A 14,138-nucleotide genomic window follows, 5' to 3' on the forward strand; every position below is an offset into this window, starting at 1 on the left:
CCTCTCCCAAATTTCTCCCAATAAGGGGAAGGAAGGTCGGGTCAATAACTGGAGTGTCAATGAAAAAAATATTTTTAATCACAATACTGCTTGTCTCTTTCTCTTTTACTCAAGAATCCAGAGAATTTACTGCAAGCGCTTTGAAAGCAATGGGTGCTCCAAATAATCCCAAAGTCGAAATTGCGTGGAATCGGTATTACGATTCCAAACAGTTATATGAGATTATGAAACGGATGGAAAAAGCATATCCCAATCTTGTAAAAATCTCCTCAATCGGTAAGTCGGTTGAAGGAAAAGATATGTGGCAGATGACGATTTCCAATTCAAAAAAAGGAAATCCTGACAAAAAACCAGCAATGTATATTGACGGCAATATTCATTCCAACGAAATACAAGGGGCAGAAGTTGTTCTGTATACCGCTTGGTATGTTACTGAACTTTATGATGAAGTGGAATGGATCAAAAATTTGTTGGATGAAAAGACTCTGTATATAGTACCGACGATCAATCCGGATGCGAGAGATTATTTCATCTACAAAGCAAACAATCCTCATTCCCCCAGAAGTGGATTGGCAAAAAGGGATGATGACGGCGACGGTGAATTTAATGAAGATGGGTATGATGATCTTGATGGCGATGGGAATATTGTTTTTATGCGCATTAAAGATCCCAATGGACGTTATAAAGTTGATCCTTCAGATTCAAGATTGATGATTCAAGCCAATCCTGATGAAAAGGGAGAATATACTTTGTTAGGGTGGGAAGGAATTGACAATGATGGTGACGGCGTTGTTAATGAAGATAACCCTGGGTTTTATGATCCCAATAGAGATTGGGCGTGGAATTGGGCACCTCGATATATTCAAGGCGGGTCGGATCATTATCCATTTACTTTTCCTGAAAATCGATCGATCCGAAATTTCTTTTTAGCCCATACCAATATTGCAGCAGCGCAGTCATTCCATAATAATGGCGGCATGATTTTGAGAGGTCCTGGTTCAAAATCTGATGAAGGAACATACAGTCGTCAGGATATTCAAACATATGACTTTCTTGGACAGCTTGGTGAAGAACAACTCCCCGGATATAAATACATGATCATTTGGAAAGATCTCTACACCGTTTATGGCGGTGAAATTGAATGGTTTTATGGAGGAAGAGGGATTTTATCGTTTACAAATGAATTGTGGAGCGAATTCGATTATTTCCGAAGGGCAAAAGATTCTACTCGAGATGTTACACAACAAGATATTTATCGTTTTGATAAGATTATGTTATTCAATGAGGGAGTTGTTCCTTGGAAAAAATTTCAACATCCACAATATGGGGAGATTGAAATTGGTGGAATTAAAAAAGCGTGGACGAGAACTGCCCCTTCGTTTATGATTGAAGATATGTGTCATCGAAATATGGCATTTACATTGTTCCATCTCTATTACACTCCAAAAGTATCAGTAGATTCTATTATGGTAAAAAATCTTTCGGGTGGACTGAAAGAGGTAACGGCAATCATTTCAAACGAACGAGTAATACCAACGCACACGTTTCAAGATTCCAAAAATAAAATCACTCGTCCGGATTGGATTACCTTGGAAGGTGGGAAAGTGGTTACGAGCGGAATTTTAGAAAATCGATTTCTCGGCATCATGAAGGAACAAAAAAATAATCCTAATCGCTTGAATATCGACAATATTCCTGGCATGGCATCCATTGCCGTTCGATGGATTGTCGATGGTGGTAGTTCCTATACCGTCAAGGTTGATTCTGAAAAGGGAGGAACTTCGGAAAAAACGTATAAATAATTTACTTCACTGCTCAACTAGTACTAAAGTGATCAAGAAGTAATTGATTTATTTCGTTGCCGTGTAGTTACAAAATTTTTTTGATGTAAAACCAATAGCAAACAGCCAATGGCCAAAAGCCAACAGCACTAATCTAACTTCTTACAAGAGGTCTCAATGAAAAAATTAATAATGTTTATTTTTCTACTAAGCAGCATTGCATTTGCACAGAATGAATCTCGCTTGCTTCGTTTCCCTGCAATTTATGGAGACAACGTCGTTTTCACATATGCCGGCGACCTTTACACTGCTTCTTCCAATGGTGGTGTAGCACGAAAATTGACAAACGATATCGGAATGGAATTATTTCCTCGATTTTCTCCCGATGGTAAAAGTATCGCTTTTACTGGACAGTATGATGGGAACACAGAAGTATATTTGATTCCATCCGTGGGAGGTATTCCGAAACGATTAACATATACGGCAACACTGGATAGGGATGATGTCTCTGACCGAATGGGTCCAAACAACATTGTTACTTCCTGGAAAGATAGTAAAACAATTGTCTACCGTTCCCGTCAAATAGAATTCAACGATTTTAAAGGTCAATTATTTTCTGTCTCCACTGATGGAGGAAAGTCGAATCAGATTCCCGTGCCGCGTGGTGGTTGGGCTACATTCTCACCCGACGGCAAAAAGATGGCCTACAATCGCGTGTTCCGCGAATTTCGGACATGGAAACGGTATCGAGGAGGACAAGCGGATGATATCTCCGTTTATGATTTTGCAACGAAGAAATCAGAAAACATCACTAACGATCTAGCCCAAGATAATTTTCCGATGTGGTTCGGCAATAAAATCTATTTTACTTCTGACCGGGATGGAAGAGATAAAAACAAACGATTGAATCTCTATTCTTACAATCTTGATACAAAAGAAACAAAACAACATACGTTCTTTTCGGACTTTGATGTAAAATTCCCTTCACTTGGAAATGATGCACTTATTTTTGAAAATGGCGGGTATCTCTATCGTTTTGATCTTTCAACGGAAAAGGAGACAAAAATATCAATTCAGATTAATGATGATTTTGAATCCGGTCGTGGAGGAATTATTGATGTCAGCAAGAATGTGACGAACTACGAAATTTCTTCTGATGGAAGTCGCGCATTATTCGGTGCACGCGGTGAAATCTTTACTGTTCCCGTAAAATATGGAAACACAAGAAATTTGACGAATACTTCCGGTGTCCATGAACGAAATTCAAAATGGTCTCCGGACGGAAAATGGATCTCTTATATTTCTGATGTCACCGGCGAGGATGAAATCTGGATGCGATCGCAGGATGGACTGAGTGAACCAGTACAAATAACAAAAAATTCCAGTAATTACAAATATCAACCACTTTGGTCGCCTGATGGAAAGAAACTGCTTTGGGCTGATAGAGCTCAACGCTTGCACTATGTGGATGTAGAATCGAAATCAATAACATTAGTTGCCGAATCAAAAGTGTTCGAGTACAATGAGTATGCATGGTCACCCGATTCGAAATGGATTACCTACACAAATCCGGAAGCGGATGTCATGAACAAAGTGAAATTATATTCGCTGGATTCAAAACAGACTGTTGATGTAACTGATGGATGGTACGATTCAGGAAGTCCAGTTTTTAGTTCGGATGGTAAATATCTATTTTTTATTTCAAGCCGCTCCTTCAGTCCCATGTATGGTTGGACGGAATGGAATCATATCTATCAGGACATGGCAAAAATATACTTTGTTGCACTTGCAAAAGAGACAAAGTCTCCATTTGAGCCAAAGAGTGATGAAGTGAAGTTCAAAGATGAGGAAAAAAAATCGGATGCAAAAGGAAAGTCTGATGACAAGAAAAAAGATGATGTAAAAACAGTGATAGTGAAAGTGGATGTTGAAGGATTACAGCAGCGTATCAATGTGTTGCCCATATCAGCCTCCAATTACCGAAGTTTGAATATTGTAAGTGACAAAGTCTATTATATCAGACAGGGAAGTAAAGATACAAAAGCAAAATTCTTTTTGTATGATTTGGAAAAACAAAAAGAAACTGAACTTGGCGAGACAAATGGATATGAGATTTCCTGGGATGGCAAGAAAATGTTAATTGAACAGGATGGAGGATATGGCATTATTGATCTTCCAACAGGAAAGATTGAAGTGAAAGATAAACTCAATCTTTCTGATATGAAGATGAATTTGAATAAACGAGAAGAATGGTCCCAAATCTTTAACGAATCTTGGCGTCAAATGCGCGATTTCTTCTGGACTCCAAGTATGCATGGCGTAGATTGGAAAAAAATGAAAGAAAATTATTCACAACTTCTTCCTTATGTGAATCATCGTGTCGATCTAACGTATGTGATTGGGGAAATGATTTCGGAACTCAACATCGGTCATTCCTATGTCGGCGGTGGCGATTATCCGAAAGCGGAACGGATAAAACTTGGATTGCTCGGTGCTAAGATCGAACGAGATGCTTCTTCACAGTATTACCGCGTAGTAAAAATACTAAAAGGCCAAAATTGGGAAGCGAACCTTCGCTCGCCATTGACTGAAATCGGTGTCGATGTCAAAGAAGGGGATTACATCATCGCTGTAAATGGTAAACCGACAAACGAAATGAATGATCTTAATGAAGCTCTGGTGGGTACGGTTGGAAAACAAGTAAAGCTAAAAGTGAATGCATCGGCAAAAGAATCGGGCAGTCGTGAAACGACGGTCATTCCTACCGGTAATGAAGCTCCGTTGTATTATTATAATTGGGTTCAGAAGAATATTGAAACAGTTTCAAAAGCTACGGATGGAAAGATCGGTTATATTCATATCCCTGATATGGGGGCAAATGGATTGAATGAATTTTCAAAATATTTTTACCCGCAAATGCGAAAAGAAGCTCTCATTATCGACGATCGTGGCAATGGAGGAGGAAATGTCTCTCCGATGATTACGGAACGGTTAAACCGCCAACTAGCAATGATCGGCTATTCAAGAAATGGTACACCCGGAACCAATCCATCGGAAATGCATCTTGGTCCCAAAGTATTATTGATGGATGAGTTCTCTGCTTCGGATGGAGATATTTTCCCGTACCGTTTTCGAAAATACAATCTTGGTAAACTAATCGGTAAACGTTCATGGGGTGGTGTTGTGGGAATTCGAGGAACACTTCCCATTGTTGACGGCGGATTCATGAATCGTCCGGAATTTTCGCGATATGATAATGAAGGAACAAGTTGGATTATGGAAGGACATGGTGTTGATCCTGATATTGTCGTTGATAATGATCCGGCTACAGAATTTTCCGGTACGGATGAACAATTGTTGAAAGCAATTGAAGTGATTAAAGAAGATCTTAAGAACTTTAAATACAGAATTCCAAATCCTCCGCCATTCCCGGATAAAAGCAAGTAAGATCTATATTGAAAAATAGATATCGTTGTTAACTGAAGGATACAACGGCCATGCAGAAATGCTTGGCCGTTCTGTTTTTGAAAAACAGCGTGAACTGTGACGCTATTTTGAGTATATTTAAGGCGTGGAAATTAAAAACAAGCATATTGCGGACATTCGTACCGATTATAAAAAATGGTCGCTCGACGAACACGATGTTGATCAGAATCCCTTTGTGCAATTTGACAAATGGTTCAAGGAAGCAGTAAAGTCCGAGGTACCGGAAGTGAATGCGATGACCATTGCAACGGCGAATAAACTGGGACGACCTTCAGCAAGAATGGTCTTATTAAAACAATTCGATGAAAAAGGATTTGTTTTTTTTACAAATTATCAAAGCTCAAAGGCACATGATCTAAAAGAAAACCCTCAAGCAGCACTGTTAATTTTTTGGGAGCCGCTTGAACGTCAAGTAAGGATTGTCGGCAGAGTTGAAAAAGTGTCTGTATCGGAATCGTACGAGTATTTCAAAACTCGCCCGATTGACTCTCAATTAGGTGCATGGGCATCTCAACAAAGCAGTGAAATTTCTGCGCGAACATTGTTGGAAAAAGCGTTTGGCGAGATGCTGGAAAAATTCAAAAACGGACAGATTCCTTTGCCGCCGCAATGGGGTGGTTATAGAGTAATTCCGGATGAATTTGAATTTTGGCAGGGACGTACTAATCGTCTGCACGACAGAATTGCATATCGAAAACAATCGAACAATCAGTGGAAAATAGTTCGTTTGTCACCATAAATCACCCGGAGAAAGTATATGGCACTTTTACAGAAGAAAAAAATCTTTCAAAAAGATGAGATCATCAATAAAGAAGGTGATATGTCCTTCGATTGGTATGTTTTGGTGAAAGGTCGTGTTGGGGTATATAAAGGAGATTTGAAGATGAATGAATTTTCGGAGCGTGGAGTGATCTTTGGAGAATTAAGCGGTCTACTTGCGCGCCCTCGCACTGCTACAATGAAAGCACTTGAGGAATCCGAAGTGATGGTTGTTGAAAGCAGCATCGATGAAGTCATCCGGAACCATCCGGATATTGCTAATAAAATTTTAATCAGTCTTGCGGAACGTCTCGCAAAAACAACAGACGAAATGTGGGCTGTGATAGAAGATAAAGAAAACAAGAAATAACGTTCATTGAAATACGATCATAATTTCGTACCTTAAGGTTAAGTGAAGTTCAATCTCGTCCATACAGAATCATCTGCTCGAGCAGGTGTATTAGAAACAGATCACGGCGTTATTGAAACGCCGATTTTTATGCCTGTCGGCACACAAGGAACAGTGAAAGCGGTTGAGCAGAGGGAACTTGTTGAATTAGGCGCTCAGATCATTCTCGGAAACACATATCACTTGTATCTCCGTCCAGGAATGGAAGTGATTCAAACAATGGGTGGTTTCCATAAGTTCATGAATTGGCATAAACCAATTTTGACCGACAGCGGTGGTTATCAAGTCTTCAGTCTCACGGAATTACGGAAAATTACTCAAGATGGTGTTACGTTTAAGTCCCATCTGGATGGGTCATCTCATTTTTTCACTCCGCAAAAAGTAGTCGAGATTCAGCGCGCTATTGGGTCTGATATTATGATGGTGTTAGACGAATGTCCTCCGTATCCTTGTGACGAAGAATATGCGCGTGAATCCAATAAACTAACGGTAAAGTGGGCAAAGTTGTGTCAGCAAGCGCTGAATAATTCTTTACCCCTTTACGGACATCAGCAATCCCTCTTTGCTATAGTTCAGGGTAGCGTATTTAAGCATCTTCGATCGGATAGTGCAAAGGCATTGGTTGACCTGAACTTTGAAGGATATGCAATCGGTGGACTCGCGGTTGGGGAACCCGCAGAAACAATGTATGACTTGACAGAATTTACCGCACAATCTCTACCCAAAGAGAAACCGCGGTATTTGATGGGAGTAGGAACACCAGAAAATTTGTTGGAGAGTATTGAAAGGGGCATTGACATGTTTGATTGTGTGATGCCAACGCGCAATGGAAGAAACGGAATGATCTTCACTCGAAATGGTAGGATGAATATCCGTAATGCCAAATGGAAGATGGATGATGCTTCTGTTGATGGAGATTTTGAAAGTTACACCAATAAGAATTTTTCACGCGGATATCTTCGACATCTTTTTCAAGTAGATGAGATCTTAGGGCTTCAATTGGCATCAATCCACAATCTTTCATTTTATCTTTGGTTAGTGAAAGAGGCTCGAAAGCAGATCATCGCAGATAATTTTTTGAATTGGAAAAAAGAAACACTGGAAAAATTAGCAGCTCAAATATAGTTTCAAGTATATTCATAAATCATTAAGTATAAGGGAGTTATAATGTTTAGTTCAGTATTAGCAATGGCACCTGCTCAATCAGGTCAAGGCGGCGGTGAAATTTACAGCACGCTTATCATGTTCGCTCTGATCATCGGTATTTTTTATTTGATGATTATTCGCCCTCAACAGAAACGTCAAAAAGAACGCGCATCTCTGCTTGGACAGATTAAAAAAGGAGATAAGATCATTACTGCCGGTGGAATTCACGGTGAAGTGGTTGGTGTAGAAGAAAAGACTCTTCTCATTGAAATTGGAGAAAAAATTAAAGTAAAGATTGAACGCAATTCAATCTCCGTTGTAAATAAACAGGGTGAAGTAGAAAGTATTTCAAAGTAATGTCTTATATGCTCAATTCAATTGATGAAGCAATTGTAGACCTACGTGCCGGCAAAACAATCATTGTGGTTGATGATGAAGATCGCGAGAATGAAGGGGATTTTGTTGCCGCGGCTGAATCAATAACTCCTGAAACCGTAAATTTTTTCGTCAAACAAGGTCGGGGAATTCTCTGCGCATCTATCACTGCCAAGCGCGCAGGCGAACTTCATCTTGAACCGATAGTAGAAAATAACACATCGTTACATGAAACGCCTTTTACCGTTCCGATCGACTATTTACATGGAACGAGTACCGGAGTTTCTGCAGCAGATCGCGCAAAGACTATAAGAGCGTTAACATCTCTCGAGACGAAAGGAAATGATTTCGGAAGACCAGGGCATATTTTTCCGCTGAGAGCGGTTGAAGGTGGTGTTCTGCGACGAGCTGGCCACACTGAAGCAGTCGTTGATCTGTGCACTCTTGCTGGCTTATATCCAGCCGGCGCGCTTGTGGAGATTATGAATGAAGATGGTACGATGGCGCGACTTCCTGAATTAAGGAATATTGCAAAACAATTTAATCTTAAAATAGTTTCTATTAAAGATCTTGTTGAGTATCGCCATCATCGAGAAAAATTGGTTGAGAAAGTTGTGACAACATCGCTACCTACAAAGAATGGGAAATTCGATGTGCATTTGTATCAATCATCCATTGATGCGAAGGAACACATTGCCCTTGTCAAAGGGAAGATCGATTTTTCGAAGCCCATTCTTGTTCGTGTTCATTCAGAATGTTTAACCGGAGATGTATTCGGTTCCCAACGCTGTGATTGCAATGAACAACTTCACACATCAATGTCCCTGATCGAAAAAGAAGGAAATGGCATTTTGCTATACATGCGTCAGGAAGGAAGAGGCATTGGGCTTCTCAATAAACTGAAAGCATACAAACTTCAGGATGAGGGGAAGGATACAGTGGAAGCCAATGAAGCACTTGGTTTTCATGCCGATGTTCGTGATTACAGTCTCGCCGCACAAATCCTTCTGGACCTTGGTGTGAAGAAGGTACGACTGCTGACAAATAATCCAAAAAAAATTGTTGGTCTCAATGGATTTGGAATTGAAGTGGTTGAACGTATTTCAGTAGAGGTGAAAGCAACAAGTGCTAATGAAAAATATCTTAAAACAAAACGGGATAAACTCGGTCACATGATAATGGCAGAGACAAAATAAAATCTTCTTGCTTCTCCACTGAAATTACTCTAAATTCATTATAATAAAATCAGCCATTGTCTAAACGGACGATGGCTTTTGTTTTTCATATCCACAAACAAAGTTGTCAATATCTTATGAGTGATGTTGTTTATCTAACAAAAGAAAAATTTATTGCACTCGAAGCTGATCTTCGTGAAATGAAGATTAACGGACGAAAACAAGTAGCTGCGAAGATTGCGGAAGCTCGCGGTCACGGTGATCTCAGCGAAAATGCGGAATATGATGCCGCACGTGAAGAGCAGCGTCATCTCGAGTATCGAATTGCAAAGTTGGAAGAAACTCTTTCCAAATCACGCGTGATCGATAGTAAAGATCTTCCAAATGACAAAGTGTATATCTTGTCAAAAGTGACTGTGAAAGAGCAGAAGAGCGGGAAAAAAATTGAGTATCAACTTGTTTCACCAGAAGAAGCTGATTTTGATCAGAATAAAATTTCCACAACATCGCCGATTGGTAAAGGATTGATGGGAAAAAAAGTCGGTGAAATTGTTGATATTAAAGTGCCTGCCGGAATGTTAAAATATCAGATCATGGAAATATCACGCTAACAGTATAGATAATCTTGACTTAAGGGGAACAGTTCCTTATATTTGTATCAGATTTTTGCGGGAGTAGCTCAGTTGGTAGAGCGCAACCTTGCCAAGGTTGATGTCGCGGGTTCGAGTCCCGTTTCCCGCTCAAACAAAAGACCCGTCCTGCTGCTTCGAGACGGGATTTTCGTTTGGCGCCGTACCCAAGTGGTAAGGGAGAGGTCTGCAAAACCTTTATGCATCAGTTCGAATCTGATCGGCGCCTCCAGTAAGTTGAGCAATTTTTGAAATAAAGGGCAATAATATTCAACAATTTTTCAAGCCTTGAAATTATCAATTATTGCCGGGGTGGCGGAATTGGTAGACGCACAGGACTTAAAATCCTGAGGGGCGCAAGCTCCGTGCCGGTTCAAGTCCGGCCCTCGGTACAAAATAAGTATTTGCTTTCATTATCGAATTCGTTACATTGCGGAAGTGGTGGAATTGGCAGACACACCATCTTGAGGGGGTGGCGCCCAAAAGGCGTGCGGGTTCAAGTCCCGCCTTCCGCACAAAACAATAGGTAAATGATGAAACAACTTCTGACATTTTGTTTGTTCTTTTCAACTATTGCACTCTCCGGTGTGATTCGTGAAGGAACAATGCAGGCACGCAGTGACGGAAGTAATATCACCATACAATGGGGAACCACTGATGAATCAACGATAAAAGAATTCGTTATTGAACGACGAAGTGGTACTGCAGGTGAATTTATTACAATTGCAGTCATCGGCAAAAAAGGTTCAAATTCTTTCTACGAATACATAGACAAATCCGCTTTTAAAACCACCGGAACAATTTATCAATACAGAATCAAATCAGTAGTATCTTCCGGCGGTGCAGAATATTCAAGTATCATGACTATTTCCCACAACGTTTCAAGCGTGAAGCGAACATGGGGAAGTTTAAAAGCGATGTTCCGATAAAAATTTTCAGTAGTAGACTAAAAGCGATTCATCTGAATCGCTTTTTTTTTGTACGAATATGATTATAACAACTGAACCGATCATTCTTGCTTCACAATCTCCGCGCAGAGCTCATCTGTTAACACAAATCGGATTAAATTTTACCGTTCAGCCAAGTGGGATTATCGAAGAAATTAATCCTAGCCATTCATCCGAGGAGAATGTTCAACGGCTCTCGTTACATAAAGCTGAAGATGTAGCCAAAAAGAATAAACGGGGAATCGTCATCGGTTCTGATACGATTGTAGTCATCGACAGTATAGTGTTGGGTAAACCTGTTTCGGAAGAGGATGCCAAACTGATGCTTCGCACACTCAGTGGGAGGACACATACAGTTTTTACCGGTTTTGCACTAGTTGATGTGAAAACGAAAAAATCATATATTGACTATGGAAAAACCGAAGTGACATTTCGAAGGTTGTCGGATCAAGAAATTGCAAATTATGTCGCATCCGGTTCACCTATGGATAAGGCGGGTGCGTACGGAATTCAGGATGATTTCGGTGCCGTATTTGTTGAAAAGATTGTGGGAGATTATTATACCGTTGTTGGTTTTCCCCTTTCTAAGTTCTATCTTGCAGTTACAAAATTCGCTCACGATCTGGGTTACCTGAAAGGAACAGTATGAGTCAAAAAATTCGTGTATTGATCGCAAAAGCTGGTCTCGATGGCCATGATCGAGGAGCAAAAGTTATTGCAGCCGCGCTTCGTGACGCAGGTATGGAAGTGATTTATACAGGACTGCGAAAAACTCCTGAAGCGATTGTCGAAGCGGGATTGCAGGAAGATGTGAATGCAATCGGAATAAGCTCACTGAGCGGTGCGCATATGACGATTTTCCCAAAAGTGAAGAATCTAATGAATGAAAAAGGAATGACCGACGTTCTTCTGTTTGGTGGGGGAATTGTTCCACAGGAAGATATTGTACGGTTGAAAGAAATGGGTATAGGGGAAATATTTACACCGGGAGCTTCGACATTTGCCATTGTCGACTATATCAAAAACACATTCAAAGTTACTGCTTAACGTTCAGAGTCATCGAACTCAATGGAATAATTTTCTTCCTTTGGTTCGTCCAGTTCAATTGACTTTTCTTTTCGGTTTACGATAACAATTGCTGTTGGATCGAAACCAAACAGATCTTCGGCAGAAAAAATCAATGCAAATCCGCGCTCATCAAAAAATATTTCAAATTTCTTCGAAAACTCTTCCAATCGCTTCAGGTAAAATTCTGTATTTTCATCCGGAAAATTAGCATCCCACTCATGCGCTTCTTTCGCATTTTCAAAACCCTTTACGTTGGCTTCAGTCCCCGTAATATAGTATTGAATCCGGCTGCCTTGTTTATATTTTCTTGATGATCGAAGTGCTAATTCGTATGGAGCAGAACGATTACGTTTCTCCTTGGCAATATCGCTTTGATATGTTTCCACGGAATCCTTTAAAGTTTCTATCTTGGCAAAATCATTCACATCCAATCCATGCTCACGGATTGTCTTTTCCAACTCAATATACAAGTTATGGAGATCTTGTATCCTGTCATTCAACAACGAATCGATACATTGCTGTATATAACTTCGTCCAAATCGTTCGATCGAACGTGAAATCAACGATGAACCTTTGATCGATACTTTGTTATTATAAAGGAGCAGAGCATAATTTTTCTTTTTATAGCTCATCATTTTCTTGAATCGTCCGTTGAATCCAAGATTAATCCCTTCCGGCAATGTTTCGGAAAGATGTTCAACGAATTTTCGTTCAGATTCTTCACCAGTGACATTGTCCGGCGGAATGAAGAAAATGCCATCGGTATCCACTTCAATCACTGTTCCGTTATGGATTTCAATTTCCCGGATAAGATTCCGTAGCAATTCCTGACCGGTAGTTGTAATGACATCTGCCTGCTGGTAGTCGTTAAACAATCCTTTTCCATAACCCAAATATCCATAGAAGGAATTGATCAAGATCTTAAAAGATGACTGCATTGCATCTAATGTTGAATATTCTTGCTCATTTTTTGCCGTTTGCAGTTGGCGTTTTGTATCCAGACGAAGCGTTGTCAAGAATTTTAATCCCAATTGAAAAACATCTAGATCATCTGTAATCGGTTTGATCTTTTTTGAAAGCATGATGGATGGATACAGCGATTCAACATCTGCATGCACAATCGGACTGAACACACCAGTATAAAATATATCGGTATATCCGCCGGATGTTTGAAACCCTTTTTGTGGTTTTGGAAGAGAATACCTCTGTTTGATATATTCCCGAAGAAAGATTGATTCAATCTTTGCTGCAGAACCGAGCTTTGCAATGGTTCCATAATTGAACGGAAGCATCTGCGAAAGATAAAATGTGCTTCCGGAAAGTTTATCACTCAATCCTCTGGTTTCAATCACATCATCCAATGCATATTTTTTTAAGCTTTCTACATCATTATCCCAATGCCATGAAATTTTATCTCCAGGAATGTATGTACGACCCGGTGAAGAGATGCCGAAATACTGAGCTGCGTATTTTAATCCGTGACTTTCCATATTCCGCTTTGTCATATCGTACGATTGCACCAGCAGCCACGTATCGATAATATGCCTTCCAGAAACTTCATAACTCATATATTCTACTGAATTTTCGGCAAACGACGTGCGCGAACGAAAACCGCTTGGTTGCGAACCATCTCGTCCAATGGCAAATTCAATCTCGTTGAGTTCGCAGCGTTTCAAAAGATACGGTAGATCGAAATTGAAAATATTATGTCCTTCAATAATGTCTGGATTTTTTTCGGTAATGATTTTGATGCATTGTTGAAGAAGTTTTTTTTCAGTGATAGTTTTTCCGCCTAAGACAGTTTCAAATCCTCGGTTGTCCGAAAAGGAAATTAAAATAATGCGATCGTCTTTTTTTTCTGCACGGCTGAAGCGATAATCCTTCGAGTATGTTTCAATGTCCAACTGCATTCGATGTAGATCATCAAAATGCATTCCTTTAAACAATGTCTTGCCGCTTTGCAGCAGATACTGAGTGTTCATGTCAGGACGAAGAAAGATGTGGTCGGTATCAAGATGAGACGAATAATTTGTTTTAAATTCCTTTGTCAACTTTCGCAGTACAAAATTAACAGCATCCCATAAGATGGAAACAGAGGGAAAAGCACAGATGTATTGATAATAATTTGTCCCCTCTAATTTCTTCAGCCAAAACTTTTCCGGAAACTGTTCAATGAATCGCTTATCGGAGAGATGAAAGAAAGGAAAGAATTCTTCGTCCCGTTGTTCAATGCCTGCTTCGGTTCGTTTATAGATACGGACGAATGAGTCACTATGTGCATTCACAGCAACAATATTTGATTCGTCATCGGCGCCAAAGAGGATTGGGTTCATCATCCAATATAATCTCTAGCTTTAAAAAAA

12 protein-coding genes and 4 tRNA genes are annotated in these 14,138 nt (G+C 39.9%); 15 read left to right on the forward strand and 1 reads right to left on the reverse strand.

Annotation, left to right across the window (positions count from 1 at the left end):
* The first annotated feature begins 59 nt into the window (after nt 1-59).
* The 15 genes from WDA22_05715 (at nt 60) to WDA22_05785 (ending at nt 11,754) form a co-directional block, all read left to right on the forward strand.
* The gene (locus tag WDA22_05715; protein MFA5832961.1) at nt 60-1,802 is read left to right on the forward strand and encodes a M14 family metallopeptidase; all 1,743 of its coding nucleotides are present in this window, start codon (nt 60-62) and stop codon (nt 1,800-1,802) included.
* Nucleotides 1,803-1,958: 156 nt separating this feature from the next.
* The gene (locus tag WDA22_05720; GenBank protein ID MFA5832962.1) at nt 1,959-5,228 is read left to right on the forward strand and encodes a S41 family peptidase; all 3,270 of its coding nucleotides are present in this window, start codon (nt 1,959-1,961) and stop codon (nt 5,226-5,228) included.
* Nucleotides 5,229-5,352: 124 nt separating this feature from the next.
* Nucleotides 5,353-6,006 carry a pyridoxamine 5'-phosphate oxidase gene (pdxH, locus tag WDA22_05725; protein ID MFA5832963.1) on the forward strand — a complete coding sequence of 218 codons (654 nt, stop codon included), beginning with the start codon at nt 5,353-5,355 and terminating at the stop codon, nt 6,004-6,006.
* A gap of 18 nt (nt 6,007-6,024) precedes the next feature.
* Nucleotides 6,025-6,396, forward strand: a complete 372-nt coding sequence (locus WDA22_05730; GenBank protein ID MFA5832964.1) for a cyclic nucleotide-binding domain-containing protein — start codon at nt 6,025-6,027, stop codon at nt 6,394-6,396.
* A 42-nt stretch (nt 6,397-6,438) separates the two neighbouring features.
* Entirely contained in the window at nt 6,439-7,560 is a 1,122-nt protein-coding gene (gene tgt, locus WDA22_05735) for a tRNA guanosine(34) transglycosylase Tgt (GenBank protein MFA5832965.1), read from the forward strand.
* Nucleotides 7,561-7,602: 42 nt separating this feature from the next.
* Nucleotides 7,603-7,938, forward strand: coding sequence for a preprotein translocase subunit YajC (gene yajC / locus WDA22_05740; GenBank protein ID MFA5832966.1), 336 nt, complete (start codon nt 7,603-7,605; stop codon nt 7,936-7,938).
* Nucleotides 7,939-7,946: 8 nt separating this feature from the next.
* Nucleotides 7,947-9,152, forward strand: a complete 1,206-nt coding sequence (locus tag WDA22_05745) for a bifunctional 3,4-dihydroxy-2-butanone-4-phosphate synthase/GTP cyclohydrolase II (GenBank protein MFA5832967.1) — start codon at nt 7,947-7,949, stop codon at nt 9,150-9,152.
* A gap of 116 nt (nt 9,153-9,268) precedes the next feature.
* Complete coding sequence (greA, locus tag WDA22_05750) at nt 9,269-9,742, forward strand: transcription elongation factor GreA (protein ID MFA5832968.1); 474 nt, start codon at nt 9,269-9,271, stop codon at nt 9,740-9,742.
* A 57-nt stretch (nt 9,743-9,799) separates the two neighbouring features.
* A tRNA-Gly gene (locus WDA22_05755) sits at nt 9,800-9,872 on the forward strand.
* A gap of 45 nt (nt 9,873-9,917) precedes the next feature.
* Nucleotides 9,918-9,992: transfer RNA gene (locus WDA22_05760), tRNA-Cys, on the forward strand.
* A gap of 74 nt (nt 9,993-10,066) precedes the next feature.
* Nucleotides 10,067-10,152 (forward strand) — tRNA-Leu (locus tag WDA22_05765).
* Between the two features lie 40 nt (nt 10,153-10,192).
* Nucleotides 10,193-10,275, forward strand: a tRNA-Leu gene (locus WDA22_05770).
* A gap of 18 nt (nt 10,276-10,293) precedes the next feature.
* A complete protein-coding gene (locus WDA22_05775; GenBank protein ID MFA5832969.1) occupies nt 10,294-10,689 on the forward strand; it encodes a hypothetical protein in 396 nt (131 codons plus the stop codon).
* Nucleotides 10,690-10,747: 58 nt separating this feature from the next.
* Nucleotides 10,748-11,356 (forward strand): Maf family protein, encoded by a 609-nt coding sequence (locus WDA22_05780; GenBank protein MFA5832970.1) that lies wholly within the window; start codon nt 10,748-10,750, stop codon nt 11,354-11,356.
* Entirely contained in the window at nt 11,353-11,754 is a 402-nt protein-coding gene (locus WDA22_05785) for a cobalamin B12-binding domain-containing protein (protein MFA5832971.1), read from the forward strand. Before WDA22_05780 ends, WDA22_05785 begins: the two co-directional genes overlap by 4 nt.
* On the opposite strand, the gene WDA22_05790 is transcribed toward WDA22_05785, so the two are convergent.
* On the reverse strand, nt 11,751-14,108 hold the full coding sequence (locus WDA22_05790) for a DNA polymerase domain-containing protein (protein ID MFA5832972.1): 2,358 nt from the start codon (nt 14,106-14,108) through the stop codon (nt 11,751-11,753). The two genes, WDA22_05785 and WDA22_05790, sit on opposite strands and share 4 nt — an antisense overlap.
* Between the last annotated feature and the right edge of the window lie 30 nt (nt 14,109-14,138).

Source organism: Bacteroidota bacterium (assembly GCA_041658205.1).
Taxonomy (GTDB): domain Bacteria; phylum Bacteroidota; class Ignavibacteria; order UBA10030; family UBA8401; genus UBA8401.

Bases quoted from the DNA above. Each gene is read 5' to 3' on its own strand.
- WDA22_05715 (MFA5832961.1), top strand. From the start codon at position 60: ATGAAAAAAATATTTTTAATCACAATACTGCTTGTCTCTTTCTCTTTT.
- WDA22_05785 (MFA5832971.1), top strand. From the start codon at position 11,353: ATGAGTCAAAAAATTCGTGTATTGATCGCAAAAGCTGGTCTCGATGGC.
- WDA22_05775 (MFA5832969.1), top strand. From the start codon at position 10,294: ATGAAACAACTTCTGACATTTTGTTTGTTCTTTTCAACTATTGCACTC.
- WDA22_05780 (MFA5832970.1), top strand. From the start codon at position 10,748: ATGATTATAACAACTGAACCGATCATTCTTGCTTCACAATCTCCGCGC.
- WDA22_05730 (MFA5832964.1), top strand. From the start codon at position 6,025: ATGGCACTTTTACAGAAGAAAAAAATCTTTCAAAAAGATGAGATCATC.
- WDA22_05790 (MFA5832972.1), bottom strand. From the start codon at position 14,108: ATGAACCCAATCCTCTTTGGCGCCGATGACGAATCAAATATTGTTGCT.
- WDA22_05745 (MFA5832967.1), top strand. From the start codon at position 7,947: ATGCTCAATTCAATTGATGAAGCAATTGTAGACCTACGTGCCGGCAAA.
- greA (MFA5832968.1), top strand. From the start codon at position 9,269: ATGAGTGATGTTGTTTATCTAACAAAAGAAAAATTTATTGCACTCGAA.
- yajC (MFA5832966.1), top strand. From the start codon at position 7,603: ATGTTTAGTTCAGTATTAGCAATGGCACCTGCTCAATCAGGTCAAGGC.
- WDA22_05720 (MFA5832962.1), top strand. From the start codon at position 1,959: ATGAAAAAATTAATAATGTTTATTTTTCTACTAAGCAGCATTGCATTT.